This window comes from Bradyrhizobium canariense, assembly GCF_018130465.1.
Classification (GTDB): Bacteria; Pseudomonadota; Alphaproteobacteria; order Rhizobiales; family Xanthobacteraceae; genus Bradyrhizobium; species Bradyrhizobium canariense_C.
The window spans coordinates 266,027-290,690 of the sequence record NZ_JAFCKJ010000001.1; the positions used below are offsets into that span (position 1 = coordinate 266,027).

Here is a 24,664-nt window from a genome sequence, read left to right on the forward strand (position 1 = left end):
TCGGTTGAAGCGGCCCTTCAATTATCTTTGATGGGGAAATGGAAAATTGCCGTTGCACAGTTTGCTCGTGCAGCGAGATCCGGGAAATGCTCGACCCAGTCAGCGCTTTGCCTCGCCGAACACCACATTCGGCACCGCGCGGTTGACGACCTCGCGCAGCGCGAAGCTTGATTGCACCCGGGCCACGCGCGGCAGGCGCGACAGCTCGGTGCGATGGATGCGCTCGAAATCCTGGATGTCGCGGGCCATCACGATCAGGATGTAGTCGTCGTTGCCCGACATCAGGAAGCAGCGCACGACCGAGGGGCACTTCACGACCTCCGCCTCGAACGCCTTCAACGCCTCGTCGCTCTGGCTTTCCAGTGCGATACGGACCAGCACCGTGGTGGTGAGGCCGAATTGCGCGAGGTCGAGCGCGGCCTGATAGGCCTGGATGTAGCCCTCGTCCTCCAGTGCCTTCTGCCGCCGTGCCAGCGCGGTGCTGGACAGGCCGACCTTGTTGGCGAGCTCGGTGTGGCTGGCCCGCGCATTGGTGGTGAGTTCCGCGAGGATGGCGAGATCTTTCCGGTCCAGGGCCAAGGTTTCGTTTCCAGCGTGAAAGGGCGTTTGCGCGCCGGAAACCGGCGCAGGGAGACCGAAGCTAGCGGATATTTGCACGAAACCAAACCGGGCAAGTCGCTACGATCACGGGGTGAATCAGGAGGAGCCCGGGATGCGCGTCGGTGTGCCCAAGGAAATCAAAGTGCAGGAATATCGCGTCGGGCTCACCCCGGGTGCGGTCCGCGAATATGTCGCGGCCGGACACGAGGTGACGGTCGAGACCGGCGCGGGCGGCGGCATCGGCGCGTCCGACGAGATCTATCGGCGGGCAGGGGCCACCATTGCCGAGAGCGCGCGCGATCTCTTCGCGAAGTCCGACATGATTGTGAAGGTGAAGGAGCCCCAGAAAAGCGAGTGGGTCCAGCTCCGCGAAAGCCAGATCCTGTTTACTTATCTCCATCTCGCGCCGGATCCCGAACAGGCCAGGGGTTTGCTCGCCTCCGGCTGTACCGCGATCGCCTATGAAACCGTCACCGACGCGGCCGGTCACCTCCCCCTGCTTGCGCCGATGAGCGAAGTCGCCGGCCGCCTCGCCATCGAGGCCGCCGGCGCCGTGCTCAAGCGGTCGGCCGGCGGCCGCGGGCTGCTGCTGGGCGGTGTTCCCGGCGTGCAGCCGGCGCGGGTCGTCGTGCTCGGCGGCGGCGTGGTGGGAACGCAAGCCGCGCGCATGGCCGCGGGCCTTGGCGCCGAAGTCACCGTGATCGACCGTTCGATTCCTCGGCTGCGGGAGCTTGATGATCTCTTTGCCGGGCGCGTGCGCACCCGCTTCTCCACCATCGAGTCGGTTGAGGAGGAGGTGTTCGCTGCCGACGTCGTGATCGGCGCGGTGCTGGTGCCGGGCGCGAGTGCGCCCAGGCTCGTCACGCGCGCGATGTTGGCATCGATGCGACCGGGCGCGGTGCTGGTCGACGTCGCGATCGATCAGGGCGGCTGCTTCGAGACCTCGCACCCGACCACGCATGCCGATCCGACCTATCTGGTCGACGGCATCGTGCATTATTGCGTCGCCAACATGCCGGGCGCGGTGCCGGTGACGTCGAGCCAGGCGCTGAACAACGCGACGCTGCCGTTCGGCCTGATGCTCGCGAACAAGGGTTTTGCCGCGGTGCTGGAGAATCCGCACCTGCGCAACGGGCTGAACGTGCATCGCGGCCGCATCACCAACAAGGCGGTGGCGGAAAGCCTCGGGCTGGAGTTTGCTCCGGTGGGGAGCGGGTTGGCGGCCTAGAGCATGATCCGGAAAAGTGCGCAGCGGTTTTCCCAAAAGATCATGCTACAAATATGTAGAGCCTACGCCGGCTTGCGATGGCGGCTGCCGAGCGCGGCCTCGATCGTCTCGGGCTTCTCGATACGCGCGATCAGCATGTCGATGCGATCGCCGCCCCAGAACAGCTCGCCGTTGAACACCATGGTCGGCACGCCGAACACGCCGAGCGCTTCGGCATCAATGATGATGCGGTCGTGCTCGGCGCGCGCCGGGCCGTGGACGTAGGCTTCGAATTCACTAGCTGAGCCGCCGCATGACGTGATGATGCTGGTGATCTCGCCGAGATCGTCGATCTCGAGCTCATGGCTCCAGAAGCGACGAAATACCTTGTCGTGATACGGGCGGAAGAAGCCGTGCCGTTGGGCGAAGAGCATGCCGACGCTGGAATAAAACGCGTCATAGATCCGCCGGGGCCCTTTCATGACGAGCCCTTGCGCATTGGCATAGCGCCGCGCGTCCATATAGGCATAGCGGACCTTGCGCCAGAAGTGGGGCGTGCGCTCTTCCACGGTCCCCATGAATTCGGCGACGCGTAGCGTATAGGGCAGCCATTCGAGCTCGACGCCGTGTGTCTGCTCGAGTTCGAACAGGCGCTTGTTGGCCACGAACGCGTAGGGGCTCTTGTAGTCGGTATAGATGCGCACGCGTGGCTTCGGCATGGCGACTCCCTCCTCGAGCTCACACCTTCGTCAGCTTGTACTGGCGCAGATCCGGATCATGCGTCATGCGCCAATAGTCGACAAAGCGCCAGGGCATCGCGGAAAACACGCGGCCGCTCGAATTGCGATAGTAGGTGCTCATGCCGGGATGAGTCCAGATCATCGCCTCGTGCTCGGCGTCGACCTTCTGGACGTAGTCGTCCAGTGCCTCCTTGCGGACATCGATCGCTGCGACGTCGTGCTCGATCATGTCGGCGAGGCAGGCGGAGACGTAGCGGCTCTGACATTCCGACTGGAAGATGACGCTGCCGCCATGCGCGGGGCCGGAGTTGGGGCCGAGCATGCAGAAGAAATTTGGAAAGCCAGGCACGGTGAGGCCGAGGAACGCGGTCGGATTGTCGTTGCCCCAGGCCTCGCGCAAATTCTTGCCGTCGCGGCCGCTGATGTTGAGGCGCGCGGCCATTTCGGTGACCTTGAAGCCGGTCGCGACCACGACGATGTCGGCGGGGCGATGCTTGCCGTCCGCGGTGACGATGCCGTTCTGGTCGAAATGATCGATCGTGTCGGTGACGAGCTCGACGTTCGGGCGCGTCAAGGTCTTGAACCAATTGTTGTCGAGCAGGATGCGCTTGCCATAGGGTGGATAGGTCGGGACGCATTTTTCGATCAGGTCCGGCCGGTCCTTCAATTCCGATCGAATGAAATCGGTCAGCTCCTGGCGATGCCGGTCGTTGCCCTTGTTGACGGCGCGTTCCGGATGCGGCCAGGCCGGGTCCTTGCGCAGGAACGGCAAAAGTCCGTCGCCGTAGCGCCAGAACATGTTGAAGCGATACCATTGCACATAGAAGGGCAGGTGCGCGAGCAGCCAGCGCGCGCCCTCGCTGATGGGGTCGGCATAGCCCTTCACCGGCCGCGCCCATTGCGCGCTGCGCTGATAGATAGTGACCGAGGCGATGCGGTCGGCAATCGCCGGCACGAGCTGCATCGATGTCGCGCCGGTGCCGATCACGGCGACGTGCTTGCCGTCGAGCTTGATGTCATCGGACCACAACGCGGAATGCAGGATCGTTCCCTTGAAGTTGTCCTCGCCCTTGAAGCGGGCGCGAGAGGGATCGTTGAGCTGGCCGATCGCCGAGACCAGCGCGGTGGATTCGAAGATTTCCTCGCCATTCGCGGTCCTGAGCGTCGAGATCCAGCGCCGCTTGCCTTCGTCCCAACGCGACGAGGTCAGCTCGGTGTTGACGCGCAGATGCTTGCGAATGCCGTATTCGTCTGCGACCTTGAGCAGATATCCGTGCAACTCCTCGCGCTGGCAGAAGTAGCGGGTCCATGCATTGCCCGAGCCGAACGAGTAGGAATAGGAGTGGTTCGGCGTATCGACGCCGCAGCCGGGATAGCGGTTGATCCACCAGGTGCCGCCGAGCTCCTCGTTCTTCTCGACGATGGTGTAGGGGATGCCGAGATGGCCGAGCGCGACGCCGAGCGCGATGGCGCAGACGCCGGCACCGACGATCAGCACATGCTGATCCGCGATCTTCTGGTCCGAAGGGCGCTTGGTCCAGCGCGGCTCGCGCGGCACAAAACCCATCTCCTCGCGCATCAGGGGCGCATATTCCGGTGAGACATTCTCGCCGAGGCAGGCGCGCATCATCTTCAGCAACAGCTCTTCGCCGGGATCTGTGATGACAGGCGCAGGCGTGCCCTCAGCAAAGAGTTTGACCACCGCGGCGCGGATCTCATCCTGGATCTCCCGGGGCACGCCGGCCTCGGGATCGGGAATGAGGCGGATGTCGCGCTTGGGCAGATAGGGCGGCTCCAGCCAACGCTCGTCGCCGGTCATGTGCACCAGCACCATCAGCAGGCAGCGGATGTCGCCTTCTGCAATCGCCGAGGTGAGGTCGAGCAGCTTGTGCGGAGATTCGATGTTCATGGCGTGTCCTGATCTCCGGGTGCAGTGAAGAGGCCGCGCGTCATCAGCTTGCGATAGGCGGAGATGACGTGGTCGGGAACGGCGGTGACGCCATCGGCGGAATAGGAGTAGCGCCGGCTGAGATAGCCGCGCGAGCCCATCAGCATGTGGACGACGGCCTCGAACTCCTCGTCGCTGTAATCCTCGATTGCGCCGGAGCGTCGCGCGCGGCGCAAGATACGGACATAGGCAACCGAGATGTTGTCGAGGTGCTTCTGGTAGCCGTGAGGTGCGAAGAACTCGGCCTCGTTGAGGATGCGCAGAAATTCCGGCACTTCGCGGATGAAGTCGAAGAAGGCGGAGAAGCGTTCGATCTCCTGCCGCGCCGCATCCGCCGTGCCGGTGCGTGCGCGGATGAACTCGACCATGTCGAGGCCGATCTTCGGCAACAGCTGGTCGAGCAGCTCCTGACGGTTCTCGAAATGATTGTAGAAGGTGCCTTGCGCGACGCCGGCCTGCTCGGTGATGCGCGCGACGGAGGCCTCGGCATAGCCATGCTTGCCGACGACCTTCGTGGCGGCCTCGAAGATCTTCTGCTTGGTCCAGGCGTTGCGCTCGACGCGGTTGAGTTTTGTGACTTTCTCGGTGGCGGGGCCTTGCGTCATGCCACGGTCTCCAGTTCAGCGCGCAGCACGCGCTTGAGAATCTTTCCGGACGGGTTGCGCGGCAGGCTGCCGCGGATGATGAGCTGTTTCGGCACCTTGAAGCTCGCCAGCCGCGCCCGGCAGTGCTCGGTGAGGGCAGGGAGCTCGAGGCTGGCGCCTTCGGCCAGCACGACGATCGCGACCGGCCGCTCGCCCCAGCGCGGATCGCGCAGGCCGATCACCGCGACCTCGCGCACCTCTGGCAAATCGTAGATGACGCGCTCGACCTCGGAGGATGCGATGTTCTCGCCGCCGGAGATGATCATGTCCTTCTTGCGGTCGGTCAAATACAGGAAGCCCTCATCGTCGAGATAGCCGACGTCGCCGCTGCGGAACCAGTCGCCGAAAAAGGCCGACGCCGTCTTCTCCGGATCCTTCCAATAGCCGCGCATGATCTTCGGCCCACGCAGGCAGATCTCGCCATCGACGTTCGGCGGCAGCTTGTTGCCGTCCTCGTCGTGGATCTCGATCTCGACATGAGCAATGGCGCGCCCCGTCGAGCCGATCTTCTCGATCTCGCGGCCGGCGTCCATGAAGGTGTCGCCGCCGACGGTTTCGGTGAGGCCATAGGCATCGATGTAGCGCGCATTGTGGAAATATTCGGAGAAGGCGCGGATACGCAGCTCAGGCGTCTTCTCGCCGCCGCCGATAGCCCATTTCAGGCTCGACACGGCGTAGCGGTCGCGGGTGGGGCAGGTGAGCATCGCGGTCGTCATCACGGGCGCGAACCAGGCGGCGTTGAGCTTGTCTTCCGCGATTGCCGCAAGCGCGCTCTCCGGTTCGAAAGAGCGTGCGATGTGGATGAGGCCGCCATGCCAGAGCACGGCGATGCCGGGCAAATCGAGCGCGCCGACGTGATAGAGCGGGCCGACGACGAGAAGGCGCGTCTCCGCGCTCAAGCCCAGCGCGATCGTCTGGTCGGCCGATTTCCAGTAGAAATTATCGTAGGTGAGCATCACCCCCTTGGGGCGATCGGTCGTACCCGACGTATACATCAGCCGCATCAGGTCGGATGATTGGCGGACGTGCATCGGCGCGGGCGGCATATCGCCAGCGAGGCGCGTCACGCTCTGTTGTGCGGCCTCGTCGAGCACGACAACTCTCGCGCCCGCGGCATTCGCAGCCAGCTCCTCATCGACGATCAGGAGGCGCGCGCCGGCATCGCCGGCGATGTAGCCGACTTCGTCGTGCGAGAGGCGGAAATTGATCGGCAGGAAGACCGCGCCGAGATGGCTGGTGGCGAAGACCAGCTCAAGGAAGGCCGTGCTGTTCTTCATCAGCACCGCCACGACATCGCCCGCGCCGATGCCTTGCGCAGCGAGCCAGCCTGCCACCTTCCGGATGCGCGCGTCGAAGACCGCATAGGAGATCTCCTCGCCGCGATATTTCAGCGCGGGCCGCTCCGGCGTGCGCCGGGCATGGAAGGCGATGAAGCTCGAAAGGTTGATCATTTTGCGGGTTTTGCGCCGATTGCCGGCACCGTCTCCTCATTGATGAATTCTGACTCATAATTCATCTTTGGCTTGACGTCACCCCCTGCCTCTGAAATCCTCGGGAACACGGAGACGAGACGATCTCCGGCAGGGATCAGGACACGCCGACCCGACAGAGGGAGGGAAAAAATGACGAGAACCCGCACGCCGGGCATCAGCCGCCGTTCAACATTGGCGCTGATGGGCGCCGGTGCGATGAGTGTTGCCGCGCCGTGGGTGGCGCGCGCGCAAGCCAAGACCATCAAGATCGGCATGCCGACGATTTTGTCGGGCCGGGTCGCGCAGCTCGGCACGTCGTCGCGCAACGCCGTGATGCTCGAGGTCGACAAGGTCAACGCAGCCGGCGGGCTCGCCGGCCGGCAGATCGAGATGGTGATCCGCGACTCCAAGGGCCAGCCGCAGGAAGCTGCCCGCGTCGCGCGTGAGCTCGTCAACACGGATGGCTGCGAATGGCTGATCGATGGCGAGGCGTCGTCCGGATCGTTCGCGGTTCACGAGGTGGCGCGCGATCTCGGCGTGCTCTGTGTCCACACCTGCTCGGAAGCGTCCTCGCTGACGGCCGATCCGAAGCAGCACATCCCGAACGCGTTCCGCTGCGTTCGCCAGGGCATCCATGACTCCATCGTCGGCGGCAGCTACGCCGCTTCGATCTCGAAGGCCAAGGGCCTGAAGAAATGGGCGACCTGCTCGCCCGACTATGCCTATGGCCGCGACACCACCGGCGAGTTCACGCTGTACCTGAAGCGCTTCGCGCCTGACGTCGAAATCATCAGCGAGTCCTGGCCAAAACTGTTCCAGCCCGACTACACCGAAGTGGTGACCAAGATTCTGCAGGCCAAGCCGCAGGCGCTTTACTCCTGCCTGTGGGGCGGCGATCTCACCTCCTACATCGACCAGGCCAACATCTACGCGATGTTCGGCCAGATGGAGGTGTTCGCGGTCAACATGGCCGATTACACCGCGCTCACCGTGGTGAAGAACCTGCCCAAGGGCATCCATTCCGGCAACCGCTACATCAAGTCGTTCCCGACCACGCCGGAAAATGCCGCCTGGGGTGATGCCTACAAGGCCAAGTACAACGAATATCCGACCAACTGGTCGTGGCAGAACGCAACCGCCGTGATGTTCCTGGCCGAAGCCGCGAAGAAGGCGAACTCCACCGACGGCAAGAAAATCGCGGAGGTCTTGAAGGGCCTCACCATCAAGTGCCCGTTCGGCACCGACGGCACCGTGACCATGCGCGGCGACGACCACACCCTCGTTGGCTACGCGATCGGCTGGGGCACCACGATCCCGCAGGAGCCCTATGTCCCTGAGGTCAAGGCCGGCGACTGGAAGACCATCTTCGAGTTAGAGGCCGAGTGGAAGAAGAGCAAGGGCTACACCTGATCACGCATACGGCGGAGACGGCCGACCGTCTCCGCCGGTTTCGTTTGGTCTCCGCGCCGTATCAGGCGCGCTGCAATGAAAGTGCTCCCGTGGATCTCGACGCGCTTGCCGGCTGCCTCTCCAGCTCCGCCTGCCTGGTGACACAAACCACCAGCGGCCTCATCATCGGCATGCTGCTGTTCCTGGTCGCGGTCGGACTGACGCTGATTTTCGGTGTGCTCAAGATCGTCAATTTCAGCCACGGCGCCTTCTACATGTTCGGCGCCTATTTCGCGATGACGGCCTATCAGCTCACCGGCAGCTTCGCGCTTGCAATGTTGGCCGGTGCGGCCGGCACCGCCATTCTCGGCCTGATCTTCGAGCGCGTCTTCATGAGCCGCGTCTATGGTGCCGACGTGCTGATGCAGCTGCTCGTCTGCTACGCCTTCGTGCTGATCTTCGATGACGTGGTGCGGCTGATCTGGGGGCCGGAATTCAGGTCGATGGGCATGCCCGCGGCGTTCCAGGTGATGCCGCTGTTCATCGCCGGTGGCGTCGTGCCGCCTTATTATCTGCTGCTGATTGGAGTAGCGCTTCTCGCGGCGATCGTGCTCGGCATTGGGCTCTCGCGCAGCCGCATCGGCAAGGTGATCCGCGCCGCCGCGCACAATCCCGGCATGGTGTCCGCGCTCGGCATCAACACCGGCCTGATCTATGGCGGCGTGTTCGCGCTCGGCGGCATGCTCGCGGGCCTTGCCGGCGCGCTCGCCGCGCCGGTGCGGTCGCTGACCCCGGGCATGGGATTTTCGGTGCTGATCGAATCCTTCATCGTCACCGTGATCGGCGGCATGGGCTCGATTGTGGGCGCGCTGGTCGGCGCACTGCTGCTCGGCCTGATCCGCTCGTTCGGCTCGCTCGGCTTTCCCCTGTTCACGGAAGGCCTGATGTATCTGTTCATGGTGATCGTGCTGGTCTCAAAACCCACCGGCCTGTTCGGCAAGGAGGCGGCATGACCGAGCTGGAGGCCGGGCGCGCCGACAGGCTGGCGCCGGTGCGCAGCGTCGCCGTGCTTCAACGCTATCGTGATGTGCTGATCGCGCTGGTCGCTTTTGCCGTGCTGGCGAGCCTGCCGCTGTTCACTGGCAGCAAGGCGCTGCTCGATTTCGTCATTCGCTGCTCCGCCTACGGCCTGTTCGCGACCTCGCTCAACCTGCTGGTCGGCTACACCGGCCTGACCTCGTTCGGCCACGGCATGTTCTTCGGCCTCGGCGCCTACAGTTTCGGCCTGATCATGCAGAAGCTCGGCTTGCCGATTCCCGTGGCCTTCGTCGCGACGCTGGCGATCACGGCGCTCATCGCGGCCGTCATCGGCGCGATCTGCGTGCGGCTGAAGGAGATCTACTTCGCCTTCGTCACGCTGGCGTTCCAGATGCTGATCCACTCGACCATCCTGTCCTGGGCCTCCTTCACCGGCGGCGACCAGGGTCTGCGCGGCGGCATTCCGCGGCCCGCATTCCTCGGTATCAATCTCGCCAACCACGTCCATCTCTACATCGCGAGCTGTGCGCTTCTCGTCCTCGGCCTGCTGGCAATGCGCCAGATCGCGCAATCGCCGTTCGGCTACACGCTGCGCATGATCCGCGACAACGCCGCGCGCGCGAGCTTCCTCGGCATCGACGTCTGGCGCGTAAAGCTCACCGTCTTCGTGCTGGCGGCGCTGTTCGCGTCGATGGGCGGCATGGTGATGGCGCTGTTCGTCTCCGGTGCCTATCCCGAATTCGCCTATTGGACCATCTCGGGCGAGGGCATCTTCATCAACATGCTCGGCGGCGTCTCGACCTTCCTCGGGCCGATGGTCGGAACCGTGCTGCTGCTGCTGCTCAACGACACCGTGACGCGCTTTACCGAGTACCACGGCATCGTGCTGGGCGTCGTCATCCTGTTTTTCGCGCTGGGCCTGCGTAAAGGCCTGCTCGATTTCGTCGCCGAATGGTTTTCGCACCGGCACGATGCGGGCGAGGGGCGCTAGCCATGCTCGAAATCCGCAACCTCGCAAAATCCTTTGGCGGCGTGAAGGCGACCAACGACGTCACGCTCGACTTCCCCGACGGCTCGCTCACCGCCGTGATCGGGCCGAACGGCGCGGGCAAGAGCACCTTCTTCAACCTGATCACCGGGGCACTGAAGCCGGATTCCGGCCAGGTGCTGCTCGACGGCGTCGATCTCGCCGGTCGCTCGCCGCCGGAGATCGTCCGCCACGGCATCGGCCGCGCGTTTCAGGTCGCCAGCATCTTCAAATCGCTGACGGTGCAGGAGACCATGCTCGCCGCCGTCAGCGCCGACCAGCGCTCGTCCGCGGTGCTGCACAAGCGTTTTCCGTTGCCGGAGACGCGCGACCGCGCCGAGCATGTGATGGAGCTGCTGGGCCTCGCCGGCAAGCGCAACCGCACGGCCGCGACCCTCTCGCATGGCGACCAGAAGCTGCTCGACATTGCGCTGGCGCTGGTGCTCGAACCAAAAGTGCTGCTGCTGGACGAGCCGACCGCCGGCATGGGCCCGGAAGAGCGCTGGCGCATGATCGACAAGGTGCGCGAGCTCTGGGAGACGCAGAAGATCACCGTCGTCTTCATCGAGCACGACATGGACATCGTGTTCAAGATCGCGCCGAAGATCGTGGTGCTCTGCTACGGCCGCATTCTCGCAACCGGCACGCCCGACGAGATCCGCAACGATAGCGCCGTGATCGAGGCCTATCTCGGCACCGAGCATGCGGGAGCCGCTGCATGAGCGCTGCAGTGATCGAAGTCGCCGATCTCGATGTCTACTACGGCACGAGCCAGATCCTGTTCGGCGTCGGGCTCTCGGTGCGGCAGGGCGAGACCATGGCGCTGCTCGGCCGCAATGGCGCGGGCAAATCGACGACCATGAAAGCGATCATGGGTTTGGCGCCGCCGCGACGGGGCATGGTCAGCCTGCGCGGCGCGGTGATCTCCGGCCGGAAGCCGTACCATATCGCGCGCGCCGGCCTCGGCTTCGTGCCGGAGGATCGCCAGATCTTTCCGGAGCACAGCGTCGAGGACAATCTCGTCATCGGTCGCAAGAAGGGACCGGAGGGCCAGGACGAATGGCCGATCAAGCGCATCTATGAAGTCTTCCCGCTGCTGGAGCCGCTGCGCCACCGCATCGCCGGGCGCCTGTCAGGCGGCGAGCAGCAGATGCTCGCGATCGCGCGCACGCTGATGGGCAATCCCGCGCTGCTGCTGCTGGACGAGCCGAGCGAGGGCCTTGCGCCGATCATCGTGCAGCGGATCGGCGAATTGTTGCGGCAACTCCGTAAGCTCGGATCGACCGTGCTGATCGCCGAGCAGAACATGCATTTCTGCCTGGGGCTGGCGAGCCATGCCACCGTCATCGACAAGGGCCAGATCGTCTATGCCGCCGGGATCGACGAGCTGAAGGCCAACGAGGCGATCCGCCGCCGCTATCTGGCGCTATAGCCGGGGGCGCTGGTGCCCAAATAGGCCGGAAGAAGAAAACTATTGCCCCGGGTCCCTCCGGCGGAAGGAGTTTCCCCTCCGGGAGGCAAAAAAGCCAATCGCTTCCATTGCTGTTTAGGGCCGAAACGACGACATTTCCGTCAGAAATTGATGGATTGACTGCTATGGAACGCACCCGGTTTGAACCTTTCGGCGAGCAATTGGTGTCCGCAACGGACACCCAGCCGCGCTCGCGCGGGTCAAAGCTGCTGCTGCGGGTTGGCACCGGCCTGTTCTGGTCGCTGGTCGCCGGCATCGTGCTTGCGCGTGCGGCCTTCTTCGAGCCCGGCGTCTATGACAGCTTCAGCCGCGTCGCCTCGCTGGCCAAGAGCCTTGTCTTCTAAGGCGAGCCTGATTATTCCGGGCTGAGGATAGAACTTCCCTCGGCCCTGATATGTCGAAAACTTATTTCCCAATCGGATGGCGCTGCGTATAAATCCTTCTCCTCTGGGAGAGATTTGTGTCGCAGAATCAAGCATCCAGCCCGGCCGACGCCAAGCCGACCACGGCCACTAGCCGCATCGTCGCGCTGATTCCCGGGATCCTCCTCTGCATCGCCGTGGCCGGCGTTTCGGCTCTGCTCGAACGGGCGGAACTGGGCGTCTTCGAGCATCCCTATGTCGAGGCGCTGGTGATGGCGATCTTGCTCGGCATGGCCGTGCGCAGCTTCTGGAAGCCCGCGCCGCGCTGGCAGTCCGGCATCGCCTTCAGCGCCAAGCAGCTGCTCGAAGTCGCCGTCATGCTGCTGGGGGCCTCGATCAGCTTTGCCGCCATCGCGGCGTCCGGCGTCGCGTTGTTGGCATCGATCGCAGCGGTCGTCGTGATCGCGCTCTGCGTCTCCTTCGGCATCAGCCGCCTGCTTGGTCTCTCGACGCGGCTCTCGATCCTGATCGCCTGCGGCAACTCGATCTGCGGCAATTCGGCGATTGCGGCGGTGGCGCCGATCATCGGCGCCAACAATGACGAGATCGCATCCTCGATCTCCTTCACCGCGATCCTCGGCGTGATGATGGTGCTCGGCCTGCCGCTGCTGATTCCGCTGCTGCAGCTGTCGGCCACGCAATACGGCATCCTCGCGGGCCTTACCGTCTATGCGGTGCCGCAGGTGCTGGCCGCGACGGTGCCGGCGGGGCTCGTCAGCACCCAGATCGGCACGCTCGTGAAACTGATGCGCGTCCTGATGCTCGGGCCGGTCGTCGTCGGCCTCTCGCTGACGGCCTCGCGCTGGCAGAGCGACGCCAAGAAGACCAATGTCGGCTTCTTCCGCCTGGTCCCGTGGTTCATCCTCGGCTTCCTTGCGCTCGCGACCCTGCGCTCCCTGGAGATCGTGCCGGGCACGGTGGTCGGTCCGGTGACGAAGATCACCAGCTTTCTCACGGTGGTGTCGATGGCGGCGCTGGGCCTCGGCGTCGACGTGCGCGTGCTGGCCAATGTCGGAGGGCGGGTGACGGCGGCCGTGACGTTGTCGCTGCTGCTGCTGCTCGGCATCAGCATCGCGCTGGTGCACTGGTTCAAGTGAATAGTCGTCTCGCCGCGATGGCGGTGCACCCTCTCCCCCTGTGGGAGAGGGTGGCTTCGCGACAGCGAAGCCGGGTGAGGGGTTCTATCCGCGAGTGATTCTGTTGCCGTGAGTGCGCGGAGAGAACCCCTCATCCGGCGCTTCGCGCCACCTTCTCCCACAAGGGGAGAAGGGAAGTGAGAGTGGGGCGTCGGAAAAAGCGCTAAATCACATCCGCCAGCGAAGCGCCGTGCAGCTCGATGTTGAGCCCCTGCATGCCGAGATCGCTGATCTCGCCGCCCATCGCCTTGATGCTTTCCTCGCGGATCAGCGACATCAGTCCGCGGCGCAGCGCCAAGAACTCCGACGACATCATCATCGACTGCTGCCGCGGCCGCTCCAGCGGGATCGGAATCTCCGCCTTGATCGAACCCGGTCGCGCGGTCATACAGTAGACGCGGTCGGACAGGAAGATCGCCTCGTCGATGTCGTGGGTGACGAACAGCACCGAGATCTTCAGCCGCTGCCACATGTTGGTGAGGATCTGCTGCATGATGACGCGGGTCTGCGCGTCGAGGGCGCCGAAGGGCTCGTCCAGGAGCAGCACCTTTGGTCCCGTCGCGAGCGCGCGGACGATGCCGACGCGCTGCTTCATGCCACCTGAGAGTTTCTCGGGGTAATGCTTTTCGAAGGCTTCGAGGCCCGCGAGTCCCAGCAGCGTGCGCGCGGCGCGCTCGCGCTGCGAGCGCGCCATGCCGCGCATCTTCAGGCCGAATTCGACGTTCTCCCGCACCGTCTTCCAGGGAAACAGCGAATATTGCTGAAACACCATGCCGCGTTCGGCGCTGGGGCCGTTCACCTTCTCGCCGTCGACGGTGACGATGCCCGTGGTCGGCTTGAGGAAGCCGGCGACCGCGTTGAGCAGCGTCGACTTTCCACAGCCGGAGGGTCCGACGATCGAGACGAACTCGCCAGGCTTCACATGGATCTGCGTCTCGGTGACGGCCTGCACCGGTCCTTCGATGCTGTCGTAGCTGAGGGAGAAATTCCTGACCTCGATATGGCCCTGCGGTGCTTTGGCAACGATCTCGCTCATCTCGATCTCCATGGCATCACCAATTGTCCGGCTCCCCGGATCAACATGCTCGATCCGAGGCCGAGCACGCCGATCGCGATCATGCCGAGCGCGATGTCGGCATATTGGACCAGGGAATAGGCCTCCCAGGTGAAATAGCCGATGCCGTATTGCCCCGAGATCATCTCGGCGGCGATCAGCGACACCCAGGCCACGCCCATGCCGACGGTGAGGCCGGTGAAGATGTGCGGGAGCGAGGCCGGAAAATACACGTCGCGGAAGATCGAGCGCTCCTGCGCGCCGAGACATTGCGCGGCGCGAACCAGCACGGGATCGACCAGCGACATGCCGTGCAGCGTGTTGACCAGGATCGGGAAGAACGAGCCGAGGAACGTGATGTAGACGATGCTCTGCTCGTTGGTCGGCCACAGCATGATCGCCATTGGCACCCAGGCGATCGCCGGGATCGGCCGCAGCACCTCCGCCACGGGAAAGATGATCTCGTGGACGAGCTTGAAGCGGCCCATGATGAGGCCGAGCGGCACGGCGACGATCGCCGCGAGCGAGAAGCCGAAGAAGATGCGCCGGCAGCTCAAGAGGACGTGCAGCAGGAATTTGGGATCGTGGATCGCCTTGGTGAAGCTCGCATAGACCGCGAGCGGCGAGGGCACGTTGGTGAAGCGCACGAAGAACACGACGCGATAGGTCGTCAGCAGATGCCAGGCCAGCAGAAAGGCGAGTAGCGAGATGATGCCGATCGCGGTCGCACGCAGCCCGCCCCGGTTGAGCCGGTACCAGCGCAACGCGAGCGTGCCGAAGGAGGGCGGTGATGCGGGTGGAGTGGAGGCGGGCATGGCGCTTGCCTCCGCGATTGCACTTGCCGGCATGTTGTCCTCGGGATGTCTGAGGAGGGCGGGACTGCTCACGTCTTGCCTCCGCCGACCGCCGCCTTCACAGCGTCGTCGAAGCCGAGCACCTTGCCGCTGATCTTGGCGGCATGGGCTTCGGCGTCCTTCTTCAACAGGAACGGCGCAACCTCGCCATTACCGACCGCGAAGAAAGCCTGGTCGGCGAACAGCTTGATGCCGCGGGTGGTATCGAAGACGTAGGCGACGTTGATCTTCTTGCCCTTGGCCTTGTAGTCGGCATAGGCGCCGAGCGTGCAGCTGGCTGACGAGAAGGGCATGATGCCTGAATCGTCGACCCAGACCTCGCCGGCCTTGCGCGGATCGGTAATCGGCTTCTTGCAGAAGGAATCTTCGCCGGCGATCTCGTAGTTCTTGGTGCTCGCAAGCTGCGCGTCATAGTCGAGTTTCATCTCGGAATAGGCTTTGCGGATGTAGCTGTCGTCGACCCATTTTTTGGGATCGAACTCCTTCATGCGGCCGAGGTTCTGCAGCACCTTGACGTCGGCCGTAGCGGCGTCGATCAGCGCCGGCTTGATCGAGGGATCGGTGGTCATGTTGCCGCTGGGGCCGAGGAAGATGTAGACGACCTCCTTGCTGATGCCGGTCCATTCCTGGATCTTCTCGGCTGCGAGCTTGGGATCGTCGCGCAGCCATTGATTGGCGGCGATCACCGCCTTGAAGTAGGCGACGACGACTTCGGGATATTTCTCGGCGAAATCGGTGCGCACGACGATGCCGTGGAAAGTCGGGAGATTGGTCTCGACGCCGTCAAAGATCTTTCGCGCAAAACCGCGGAACGGCAGCAGCTCGGCGAACGGAACGAAGTCGGCATGCGCGTCGATCTTCTTCTCCTGGAGATTGGTCGAGCCGACCTCCGGGCTCTGGCTGACCAGCTGGAAGAAATCCGACGCGTAGCCGCGGTCCTGCATCGCCTTCAGCACCATGCCGTGCGCGGCCGAGCCGAACGGCACGCTGACGAGCTTGCCCTTGAGATCGGCGAGATCGTAGTAGGGCGAATCCTTGTGAACGACGATGCCGTTGCCGGAGCCCGACAGGCTGTAGGCGGCGATGCCGATCAGCCGGCTCTTGCTCTCCGGATTGCTGTCGAAAGTGAAGCCGTTCACGATCAGCGGATAGTCGCCCATCATGCCGATCTGCAGCTTGTTCGCCATCATCGCGTTGGTGACGGGCGGACCGGAGGTGAAATTCTGCCACTCCAGCTCGAACTTGATGTTGGCGTATTTGCCGTCCTTCGGCAGATATTTCTCGAGGAGATGAAGCTGGCGGATGACGACGCCGGCGGTCACCGTGTTGGTCGTGGTGTCCTGCGTTCCGATGCCGAGCGTGACGGTTTCCGCCGCGGCCGGCTGCGCGAGGAGAAGCGCCAGCGACGTCACCGACATCGCGATCGAGAGCGTGGGAAGATGGCGGACCATTCTCATCCTCATTCGGTTGGATGTGCTGTGGTTGCCATGATTGGGTGAGGGCGTGGGCAGGGCAAATCCGGAATGAGGACCACAGTCGATTAGTTGCCGGGAAAAGTTGATTGCATACTCCTTGGGCAGTCCTGCACTATAAAGCCGCTTGCATGGGCACCGGCCCTAGTCGGACGCCTGCCCGCGCATCTCTTCCAGCACGTCGGGCCGGCAGACCACGATCTGCGAGCGCTTGGTCAGCACGATTCCCTTCTCCTGCATGCGCTTCAGGCTGATCGTGACCCATTGCCGGGTGGCGCCGACCATGTGGGCGATATCGGCATGGGTGAAGGCGGCCGCGATCACGCGACCGTCGGCGTCATCGACGCCATAGAGCTCGACGAGATGCAGCAACAGATGCGCAAGGCGTTGTGTGATCGAACGCGTTCCCAGCATCTGGGCCAGCGCCGAATAGCACTTGCCCTTGAAGGTCAGGCCTTCGATCAGGCCGATGGCCAGATTCGGGATCTCGACGGCAAGGGATCGCAGCTCCTTTCCGGGCAGATGCACCACGCTGCAATTGCTGGATGCAACGCCGGACCATTGATGCACGGTGCCTTCGAACACTTCCGGCCCGCCGACGAAATTGCCGACATGCCAATAGGCCAGCGTGATCTCGCGGCCGAGCGGAGAGGTGTAGAACACCCGGATCCTGCCGCTCTCGATCAGCCAGATACCGTCATGCTTGCCACCCTGGCTGAACAGCGTCTGGCCGCGGTTGAGCACTTTTCGGCGGCCCTGCTTCAGCACCAGCTCCCGCTCGCGCTGGCTGAGCTTGTCCATCAACGGCGGCGGTCCGCCGATCCATTGCTGGTTCTCGGTGAGCAGCAGCGAGGAGCCGCCGGCAGGCCGGACCGTTGCGGGAACCGTCCCGCGAACCACATTGGCCGCCTGCAACATCATCCGCCTCCGGAACGTTCAAATGGTTCTAAAGAGGAGCAATGTCCGTGCCAGATTCACTCCGCGGTCATTGCCCGGCTTGACCGGGCGATCCAGTATTCCAGAGACGTCAATGAGTTATCGAGAAGCCGCGGCGTACTGGATTCCCCGCCTTCGCGGGGAATGACGGCGGAGTTTGGAGGACGACCTGTGGCGTCTACCGCCCCGCCAGGCTCAACAGATACGGCTTCGGGTAAATCCCCCGGTTGTGCCCATCCGAAAACGAGATGGTCAGTCCGTAACCGAGATCGCCGATCTCGGTGATCGCGATGCCCGGAAACCGCTCAGGGAAGCGGCCGTCGAAGCGAGCGCGGGTGCAGTGGGCGCATTTGCAGGAGAGGCGGAGTTGCTCGGCGGGTAGGCTGAGTTCGCCGTCCTGCGTGGTGCGGACGCGGAGCGTCGCGAGGTCGGCGCTTGCTTCGTAATCTGCCACGGTCGGTGCCACCAAGGTCATGACGTGTCTCCGATCCTTCTCTACGTTGCCGCAGCGCTGCTGCGATAGCAACTAATTGCCAGGCGCAGGCGCGGGGCGCTGATCTTGACTGCCTGCTCTTCGATCATCGCCACGAAATGTGAAACTAATCGACCGGGAAGTTCAGTTCGGCGTTGCCCGATTCCTGTCTCTCCGAAACCTTGTGCGCAATCGAGGTCAGGAGAGACAATGAGCGCATTTCAGAAGGAAACGGTTCTGTCGGTCAGGCACTGGACCGAGTCCCTGTTCAGCTTCACCGCGACGCGCGATCCGGGCTTTCGCTTCCAGAACGGCCAGTTCGCGATGATCGGGCTGGAAGTCGAGGGCAAGCCGTTGCTGCGGGCCTACAGCATGGCGAGCGCCAATCATGAGGAGGCGCTCGAGTTCTTCTCGATCAAGGTGCAGGACGGTCCGCTGACCTCGCGCCTTCAGAAGATCAGGGAGGGTGACGTCATCCTCGTCGGCCGCAAGGCCACGGGCACGCTGATCACCGGCAATCTCATTCCCGGCAAGCGCCTGTTGCTGCTCTCGACCGGAACGGGGCTCGCGCCGTTCGCCAGCCTGATCAAGGACCCCGACGTCTACGAGAATTACGAGACCATCGTGCTCGCCCATGGCTGTCGCCAGGTCTCCGAGCTCTCCTATGGCGAGCATCTCGTCGAAGGCCTGCGCAATCACGAGTTCTTCGGGCCGCTGATCCGCGACAAGCTCGTCTACTATCCCACCGTCACCCGCGAGCCGTTCAGGAATCGCGGCCGCATCACCGACCTGATCGCGTCGAACCAGCTCTTCGACGACATCGGTCTATCAGGCCTCGATATCGAGACCGACCGCATCATGCTGTGCGGCAGCCCGGCGATGCTGGAGGAACTTCCCGCGATGCTTTCCGCACGTGGCTTTGTCGAGGGCAATCACAGCCGGCCCGGCCATTTCGTGATCGAAAAGGCCTTTGTCGAGCGCTGACGCGCAAATCGCACCCCGGCGACAACTAATTGCTATCGCCGGGACGTCTGCTGAACAAATCTGATGCAAAGGCGCCGGACCTGCCGGCGAACCAGGAGCAAGCGATGGCACTAGATCAGATCGTCGACGGACTTTCGGAGGTTTCCTGCGACGTGCTCGTCATCGGCGGCGGCACTGCCGGCCCGATGGCGGCGTTGAAGGCGAAGCTGAAGAACCCGAAGGCCAATGTCGTCCTGCTCGAAAAGGCCAACGTCAAGCGCTCCGGAGCGATCTCGATGGGCATGGACGGCTTGAACAACGCCGTCATCCCCGGTTACGCGACGCCCGAGCAGTACACCAAGGAAATCACCATCGCCAATGACGGCATCGTCGATCAGAAGGCGGTCTACAAATACGCGCAAAACTGCTACTCGATCATCGAGGAGCTCGACAGTTTCGGCATCCGCTTCCTGAAGAACGAGAACGGCGACTACGCCGTCAAGAAGGTGCACCACATCGGCACCTACGTGCTGCCGATGCCGAACGGCGAGACCGTGAAGAAGGCGCTGTATCGCCAGCTCCGCCGCGCCCGCATCCTGATCTCCAACCGCTACATGGCGACGCGGCTGCTCAAATCCGCCGACGGCCGCATTGCCGGTGCGATCAGTGTCAACACCCGCACCGCCGAAATCCTGGTGATCAAGGCCAAGTCCGTGATCCTGTGCATGGGCGCTGCCGGCCGACTTGGCCTGCCGACCTCCGGCTACATGTTCGGGACCTACGAGAATGCCGCCAATTCCGGTGACGGCTATTCCATGGCCTATCACGCCGGTGCGGCACTGGCGAACCTCGAATGCTATCAGATCAACCCGCTGATCAAGGACTATAACGGCCCGGCCTGTGCCTACGTCGCGGGTCCATTCGGCGCCTTCACCGCCAACAACGAGGGATCGCGCTTCATCGAATGCGACTACTGGTCCGGCCAGATGATGCTGGAGTTCTACAATGAGCTGCTGTCCGGCAAGGGCCCGGTGTTCCTCCAGCTCAAGCATCTCCATCCCAACACCATCGAGGAAATCGAATCGACCCTGCACAAGGTGGAACGGCCGACGCGCGGCCTGTTCCAGCAGGGGCGCGGCGTCGACTACCGCAACGAGTCGATCGAGATGCATATCTCCGAGATCGGCTTCTGCTCCGGTCACAGTGCGTCGGGCGTGTTCGTCGACGACAACGCGCGCACCACCGTGCCGGGCCTCTATGCCGCCGGCGACATGGCGAGCGTGCCGCACAACTACATGCTCGGCGCCTTCACCAACGGCTCGGTCGCCGGCATCGACGCGATGGAATTCGCGGACAATCACGACTTCGCGGAATTCGACGCGGCCGATGTCGCCAGAGAACGTGACCGCGTGATGGCGCCGACCAAACGCGAGGACGGCATTCCGCCGAACCAGATCGAGTACAAGACCCGGCGTCTCGTCAATGACTATCTCCAGCCGCCGAAAGTCACGCGCAAATACGAGCTCGGCATGCGCCGGCTCGCAGAAGCGAGGGAAGACATGCAGGAGCGCATGATCGCGCGCAATGCGCACGAACTGCTCCGCGCCCTCGAAGTACAGTCGATCATGGACTGCGCCGACATGGCGGTGCATGCCTCGCTCTACCGCGAGGAAAGCCGCTGGGGCCTCTATCACTGGCGGACGGATTTCCCGGAGAAGGACAACGAGAACTGGTTCTGCCACACGCTGCTGAGCAAGCAGGACGGCAAGATGACCAGCGAGAAGCGTGCCGTCGAGCCCTATATCGTGCCGATCGCCGACGACGAGAAGGATCTCTACGACAAGCAGCGCATCCGCGCGACAGCCTGACCCGCCGCACAAGTAACAGGAGACATACGATGCCTCTCGCTTCCTATCAGACATCGGTTCCGGTGGTCGTCGACGACGCCAAATGCATCGCGGACAAGGGCTGCACCGTGTGCGTCGACGTCTGTCCGCTCGACGTGCTGCGTATCAGCGACATGACCAACAAGGCCTACATGGCCTATGACGAATGCTGGTACTGCATGCCCTGCGAGGCGGATTGCCCGACCGGCGCCGTCACCGTCAACATTCCCTATCTGTTGAGGTGATCATGTCGAGCCCGTTCGAATCCTACGACGACCTCGAAGATGCCGACGAGCGGCTCCAGGCCGCCGATCCAGGGGAACGTCGCGTCGCCATCATCGCGCTCGGCCATTCCGGCGATCCCGCAGCGGTCGGCCATCTCGCCAACATGGTCGCCGATCCCGATGCCGGCGTGCGCCAGCAGGTCGCGATGGCGCTCGGCGAGTTCGACGGGCCGGAGGCCGCCAGCGCGCTGGTGAAGCTGCTGGTCGACCCCGAACGAATCGTTGCGGCCGCCGCGGCCGACAGCATGGCCGAGTTCAAGGATCCGGCTTGCGCCGAAATCATCCTGCCGCTGGTCAAGCATGCCCACGCCTTCGTCCGCATGGGCGCGTTGCGTGCGCTCAAGGAGCTGCGCTGCAAGGATACGCTGAAGCCGGCGCTGGAAGCGCTCCAGGATTCCGACGCCGCCGTGCGGGTGCAGGCGATCGGCGTGATCGGGTTCCTCAAGCTGGAGGAATCAATTCCGGCGCTGACCGCGCTGATCAACGATCCCGACGCGCATGTGCGCCGTGCCGCCGTCAGCGCGCTCGCTTTCTCGCAGATGAAGCCCGCGGCCGAGATGATCACGCGCGCGTTGAAGGATTCGGACTGGATGGTGCGGGAGATGGCCGCGGAGACGCTGGGCCTCAACGTCAACGGCTCGATCGCCGCCGACCAGCTCATCGCTTCGCTCAGTGACGAATTCTGGCAGGTGCGCCTGAAGGCAATCCGCAGCCTTGGCCGGATGAAGATCGAGCGCGCGGTTCGCCCGATCGGCAATTGCGTCAACCACGACCAGGCCAATTTGCGGAAAGAGGCGGCTGCTGCGCTTGGCGAGATCGCCCACCACGACGGCGAAGCCTTCCTTGCCGTCATCGCCGACGATCCCGATCCTGAGGTGCGCAAGAACGCGCGCTGGGCGCTTCAGCAGATTGCGGCCCGAAAAGCGCGGGCGGGGGCGTAGAAGCGCGGCGGGCTGTCGCTCTGGACTTCCCGTCCCAGACGTTTATTGGTCTTCGCCAACGTGATCGGCCTCTGCGAGCGCGGCCGATCCGAAAAGAGCGAGGACGCGCCCATGACGATATTGACGGTAAAGGACCTTCTTCCCGAGGACGGCACGCGGGGAACGCTCGTCGGCCGCGTCTGGCTGCCGCAGGCGAATGGCCCGGCCGTGGTCGCCGTGCGCGGCGATGGCGTGTTCGACGTCACCGCAAAATTTCCGACCGTCAGCGCGCTCTGCGAGGAAGACAATCCGGCCAAGGCGCTCGCCGCGGTTAAGGGCGAGCGCATCGGCGATCTCGAAGCCATCGTCGCCAACACGGCACCCGATCGGCGCGATCCGAAAAAGCCGTGGCTGCTCGCGCCGGTCGATCTCCAGACGCTGAAGGCGGCCGGCGTGACCTTCGCCATCTCGATGCTGGAGCGCGTGATCGAGGAACGGGCCAAGGGCAATCCAGCCTCGGCGGAAGCGATCCGTCAAGAAGTGACGCGGCTGATCGGCGACGATCTGTCGAAGCTCAAGCCGGGCTCGGACCAGGCGATGCACCTGAAGCAGGTGCTGATCGACCAGAACGCCTGGAGCCAGTATCTCGAGGTCGGCATTGGCCCCGATGCCGAGGTCTTCACCAAGGCGCCGACCTTGTCGTCGGTCGGCACCGGCATGGATGCGGGGCTGCATCCGAAGTCAACCTGGAACAATCCCGAGCCGGAGCTGGTGCTGTTCGTCTCGAGCGGCGGCAAGATCGTTGGCGGCGCGCTCGGCAACGACGTGAACTTGCGCGACTTCGAGGGCCGTTCGGCGCTGTTGTTGTCGAAGGCCAAGGACAACAACGCGTCGTGCTCGATTGGCCCGCTGCTGCGCCTGTTCGACGACAGCTTTACCCTCGACGATGCCCGCAAGCTCGACATCAGCCTGAACGTGAAGGGGCAGGACGGTTTCGTCCTCGACGGCCATTCCTCGATCAGCATGATCAGCCGCGATCCGACCGATCTGGTCGAGCAGACCATCGGCAAGGTACACCAATATCCTGACGGCTTCGTGCTGTTCCTCGGTACGATGTTCGCGCCCGTGAAGGATCGCGACGCGCCGGGACAGGGGTTCACCCACAAGCGCGACGACATCGTCACGATCTCGGCGCCCCAGCTCGGCAAGCTCGTCAACCGCATGCGGACCAGCGACGAGTGCGAGCCCTGGACGTTCGGCATCGGTGCGCTGATGAAGAATCTGGCGCAGCGGAAGCTGATCTAGCGCCGGCTTTCTTCACCTCGCCCCGCTTGCGGGGAGAGGTCGAATTTGCGCAAAGCGCAATTCGGGTGAGGGGGACTCTCCACGAGTCCGTCTGTCACCGTTTGAGCGGAGAGAGCCCCTCACGCCAACCCTCTCCCCGTAAGAACGGGGCGAGGGAGCGCACCGTCGCTCTCGCAACAGCCCGCATCATTTCGTTCATCTCCCCGTTGCATCCGTGGAACAAAATCGCGCTGGGCGTGTCATAGAACCGTCCATCCTGCCGACGTGTGTTCCCCTCCAAATAGTCAGATAATATGACTAGTCGGAACCAAACTTCCGTGAAATAGTCCCTCCCGCCGCCTCAAAGGTCGGCCTGCGGGTGCGATGCTACCAATCGGCGCCCCGGATAACATTTTGGGAGACACGCCTGATGACCCTCAAAGCCCTCTTTGCGGCCAGTGCCACGGCCGCCTTGCTGCTCGCGTTGCCGGCGAATGCCGCCGAGCTCACCATCGGCTTCTCGCAGATCGGATCGGAATCCGGCTGGCGCGCGGCCGAGACTTCGGTCTCCAAGCAGGAGGCTTCCAAGCGCAAGGTCAATCTCAAGATCGCCGACGCGCAGCAGAAGCAGGAGAACCAGATCAAGGCGATCCGCTCCTTCATCGCGCAGAACGTCGATGCGATCTTCCTCGCGCCCGTCGTCTCGACCGGCTGGGACTCGGTGCTGAAGGAAGCCAAGGAGGCCAAGATTCCGGTCGTGCTGCTCGACCGCGACATCGATCCCTCCGGCAAGGAGCTCTATCTCACCGCCGTGACCTCCGACAGCGTGCACGAAGGCGAGGTCGCGGGCGACTGGCTGGCGAAGACCGTCGGCGGCAAAGCCTGCAACATCGTCGAATTGCAGGGCACGGTCGGCGCCAGCGTCGCCGCCAACCGCAAGAAGGGTTTTGACACCGCCATCGCCAAGCATGCGAACCTGAAGGTGGTGCGCAGCCAGACCGGCGACTTCACCCGCGCCAAGGGCAAGGAAGTGATGGAAAGCTTCATCAAGGCCGAAGGCGGCGGCAAGTCGCTTTGCGCGGTCTATGCGCACAACGACGACATGATGGTCGGCGCGATCCAGGCGATGAAGGAAGCCGGCCTCAAGCCGGGCAAGGACATCCTCACCGTCTCGATCGACGCGGTCCCCGACATCTTCAAGGCGATGGTCGCCGGCGAAGCCAATGCCACGGTCGAGCTGACGCCGAACATGGCAGGCCCGGCGCTCGATGCCATCGCGGCCTTCAAGGACAAGGGCACCGTTCCGCCGAAATGGATCCAGACGGACTCCAAGCTCTTCACCGCCACTGATGACCCGCAGAAGATCTACGACAGCAAGAAGGGCCTCGGTTACTGAGGCAAGAGCGTCGCCGGACGGCCGTGTTTGGGCGGTCCGGCGATCCCCT

The 24,664-nt window shown here is 63.7% G+C and carries 24 protein-coding genes; 14 read left to right on the forward strand and 10 right to left on the reverse strand.

What is annotated here, in order from left to right:
• Window positions 1-99: 99 nt before the first annotated feature.
• The gene (locus JQ591_RS01165) at window positions 100-579 is read right to left on the reverse strand and encodes an Lrp/AsnC family transcriptional regulator (protein WP_211394203.1); all 480 of its coding nucleotides are present in this window, start codon (window positions 577-579) and stop codon (window positions 100-102) included.
• Window positions 580-712: 133 nt separating this feature from the next.
• On the opposite strand from JQ591_RS01165, the gene ald reads away from it, so the two are divergent.
• Window positions 713-1,828 carry an alanine dehydrogenase gene (gene ald, locus JQ591_RS01170; protein WP_211394204.1) on the forward strand — a complete coding sequence of 372 codons (1,116 nt, stop codon included), beginning with the start codon at window positions 713-715 and terminating at the stop codon, window positions 1,826-1,828.
• Between the two features lie 62 nt (window positions 1,829-1,890).
• Here the strand turns inward: ald and JQ591_RS01175 are convergent, their stop codons facing one another.
• The 4 genes from JQ591_RS01175 to JQ591_RS01190 are packed head-to-tail and all read right to left on the reverse strand — an operon-like array spanning window position 1,891 to window position 6,590.
• Entirely contained in the window at window positions 1,891-2,526 is a 636-nt protein-coding gene (locus tag JQ591_RS01175; protein ID WP_211394205.1) for a 2-hydroxychromene-2-carboxylate isomerase, read from the reverse strand.
• 19 nt (window positions 2,527-2,545) lie between these two features.
• A complete protein-coding gene (locus JQ591_RS01180) occupies window positions 2,546-4,456 on the reverse strand; it encodes a flavin-containing monooxygenase (protein WP_211394206.1) in 1,911 nt (636 codons plus the stop codon).
• Window positions 4,453-5,100 carry a TetR/AcrR family transcriptional regulator gene (locus tag JQ591_RS01185; protein WP_211394207.1) on the reverse strand — a complete coding sequence of 216 codons (648 nt, stop codon included), beginning with the start codon at window positions 5,098-5,100 and terminating at the stop codon, window positions 4,453-4,455. The genes JQ591_RS01180 and JQ591_RS01185 overlap by 4 nt, the downstream gene beginning before the upstream one ends.
• A complete protein-coding gene (locus JQ591_RS01190; protein WP_211394208.1) occupies window positions 5,097-6,590 on the reverse strand; it encodes an AMP-binding protein in 1,494 nt (497 codons plus the stop codon). Before JQ591_RS01190 ends, JQ591_RS01185 begins: the two co-directional genes overlap by 4 nt.
• 171 nt (window positions 6,591-6,761) lie before the next feature.
• Here JQ591_RS01190 and JQ591_RS01195 point away from each other — a divergent pair, with 171 nt between their 5' ends.
• The 7 genes from JQ591_RS01195 (at window position 6,762) to JQ591_RS01225 (ending at window position 13,055) form a co-directional block, all read left to right on the forward strand.
• Complete coding sequence (locus JQ591_RS01195) at window positions 6,762-8,021, forward strand: ABC transporter substrate-binding protein (RefSeq protein WP_211394209.1); 1,260 nt, start codon at window positions 6,762-6,764, stop codon at window positions 8,019-8,021.
• Between the two features lie 89 nt (window positions 8,022-8,110).
• Window positions 8,111-9,013 carry a branched-chain amino acid ABC transporter permease gene (locus JQ591_RS01200; protein ID WP_211394210.1) on the forward strand — a complete coding sequence of 301 codons (903 nt, stop codon included), beginning with the start codon at window positions 8,111-8,113 and terminating at the stop codon, window positions 9,011-9,013.
• Entirely contained in the window at window positions 9,010-10,029 is a 1,020-nt protein-coding gene (locus tag JQ591_RS01205; RefSeq protein WP_211394211.1) for a branched-chain amino acid ABC transporter permease, read from the forward strand. The genes JQ591_RS01200 and JQ591_RS01205 overlap by 4 nt, the downstream gene beginning before the upstream one ends.
• Window positions 10,030-10,031: 2 nt before the next feature.
• The gene (locus JQ591_RS01210; protein WP_211394212.1) at window positions 10,032-10,787 is read left to right on the forward strand and encodes an ABC transporter ATP-binding protein; all 756 of its coding nucleotides are present in this window, start codon (window positions 10,032-10,034) and stop codon (window positions 10,785-10,787) included.
• Window positions 10,784-11,497, forward strand: coding sequence for an ABC transporter ATP-binding protein (locus JQ591_RS01215; protein WP_211394213.1), 714 nt, complete (start codon window positions 10,784-10,786; stop codon window positions 11,495-11,497). The genes JQ591_RS01210 and JQ591_RS01215 overlap by 4 nt, the downstream gene beginning before the upstream one ends.
• 203 nt (window positions 11,498-11,700) lie before the next feature.
• Entirely contained in the window at window positions 11,701-11,880 is a 180-nt protein-coding gene (locus JQ591_RS01220; RefSeq protein ID WP_349630356.1) for a hypothetical protein, read from the forward strand.
• 116 nt (window positions 11,881-11,996) lie between these two features.
• A complete protein-coding gene (locus JQ591_RS01225; RefSeq protein ID WP_211394215.1) occupies window positions 11,997-13,055 on the forward strand; it encodes a YeiH family protein in 1,059 nt (352 codons plus the stop codon).
• A gap of 202 nt (window positions 13,056-13,257) precedes the next feature.
• Here JQ591_RS01225 and JQ591_RS01230 read toward each other — a convergent pair whose 3' ends face one another.
• The 5 genes from JQ591_RS01230 to JQ591_RS01250 form a co-directional block, all read right to left on the reverse strand.
• A complete protein-coding gene (locus tag JQ591_RS01230) occupies window positions 13,258-14,130 on the reverse strand; it encodes an ABC transporter ATP-binding protein (protein ID WP_211394216.1) in 873 nt (290 codons plus the stop codon).
• Complete coding sequence (locus JQ591_RS01235) at window positions 14,127-15,035, reverse strand: ABC transporter permease (protein WP_433995193.1); 909 nt, start codon at window positions 15,033-15,035, stop codon at window positions 14,127-14,129. Before JQ591_RS01235 ends, JQ591_RS01230 begins: the two co-directional genes overlap by 4 nt.
• Entirely contained in the window at window positions 15,032-16,453 is a 1,422-nt protein-coding gene (locus JQ591_RS01240) for an ABC transporter substrate-binding protein (RefSeq protein WP_211394217.1), read from the reverse strand. Before JQ591_RS01240 ends, JQ591_RS01235 begins: the two co-directional genes overlap by 4 nt.
• Before the next feature lie 165 nt (window positions 16,454-16,618).
• A complete protein-coding gene (locus tag JQ591_RS01245) occupies window positions 16,619-17,395 on the reverse strand; it encodes a Crp/Fnr family transcriptional regulator (RefSeq protein ID WP_211394218.1) in 777 nt (258 codons plus the stop codon).
• 193 nt (window positions 17,396-17,588) lie between these two features.
• Window positions 17,589-17,885: a gamma-butyrobetaine hydroxylase-like domain-containing protein gene (locus JQ591_RS01250; protein WP_211394219.1), complete on the reverse strand. Its 297-nt coding sequence runs from the start codon at window positions 17,883-17,885 to the stop codon at window positions 17,589-17,591.
• Between the two features lie 207 nt (window positions 17,886-18,092).
• Here JQ591_RS01250 and JQ591_RS01255 point away from each other — a divergent pair, with 207 nt between their 5' ends.
• From JQ591_RS01255 to ytfQ, 6 genes are all read left to right on the forward strand, one after another.
• The gene (locus JQ591_RS01255; RefSeq protein ID WP_211394220.1) at window positions 18,093-18,866 is read left to right on the forward strand and encodes a ferredoxin--NADP reductase; all 774 of its coding nucleotides are present in this window, start codon (window positions 18,093-18,095) and stop codon (window positions 18,864-18,866) included.
• Between the two features lie 104 nt (window positions 18,867-18,970).
• Window positions 18,971-20,713 carry a fumarate reductase/succinate dehydrogenase flavoprotein subunit gene (locus JQ591_RS01260; protein WP_211394221.1) on the forward strand — a complete coding sequence of 581 codons (1,743 nt, stop codon included), beginning with the start codon at window positions 18,971-18,973 and terminating at the stop codon, window positions 20,711-20,713.
• Between the two features lie 29 nt (window positions 20,714-20,742).
• On the forward strand, window positions 20,743-20,976 hold the full coding sequence (locus JQ591_RS01265; RefSeq protein WP_007593252.1) for a 4Fe-4S dicluster domain-containing protein: 234 nt from the start codon (window positions 20,743-20,745) through the stop codon (window positions 20,974-20,976).
• A 2-nt stretch (window positions 20,977-20,978) separates the two neighbouring features.
• The gene (locus JQ591_RS01270; protein WP_211394222.1) at window positions 20,979-21,956 is read left to right on the forward strand and encodes a HEAT repeat domain-containing protein; all 978 of its coding nucleotides are present in this window, start codon (window positions 20,979-20,981) and stop codon (window positions 21,954-21,956) included.
• A gap of 111 nt (window positions 21,957-22,067) precedes the next feature.
• Window positions 22,068-23,240 carry a fumarylacetoacetate hydrolase family protein gene (locus JQ591_RS01275; RefSeq protein WP_211394223.1) on the forward strand — a complete coding sequence of 391 codons (1,173 nt, stop codon included), beginning with the start codon at window positions 22,068-22,070 and terminating at the stop codon, window positions 23,238-23,240.
• A gap of 409 nt (window positions 23,241-23,649) precedes the next feature.
• Window positions 23,650-24,615, forward strand: a complete 966-nt coding sequence (ytfQ, locus tag JQ591_RS01280; protein WP_211394224.1) for a galactofuranose ABC transporter, galactofuranose-binding protein YtfQ — start codon at window positions 23,650-23,652, stop codon at window positions 24,613-24,615.
• Window positions 24,616-24,664: the final 49 nt, after the last annotated feature.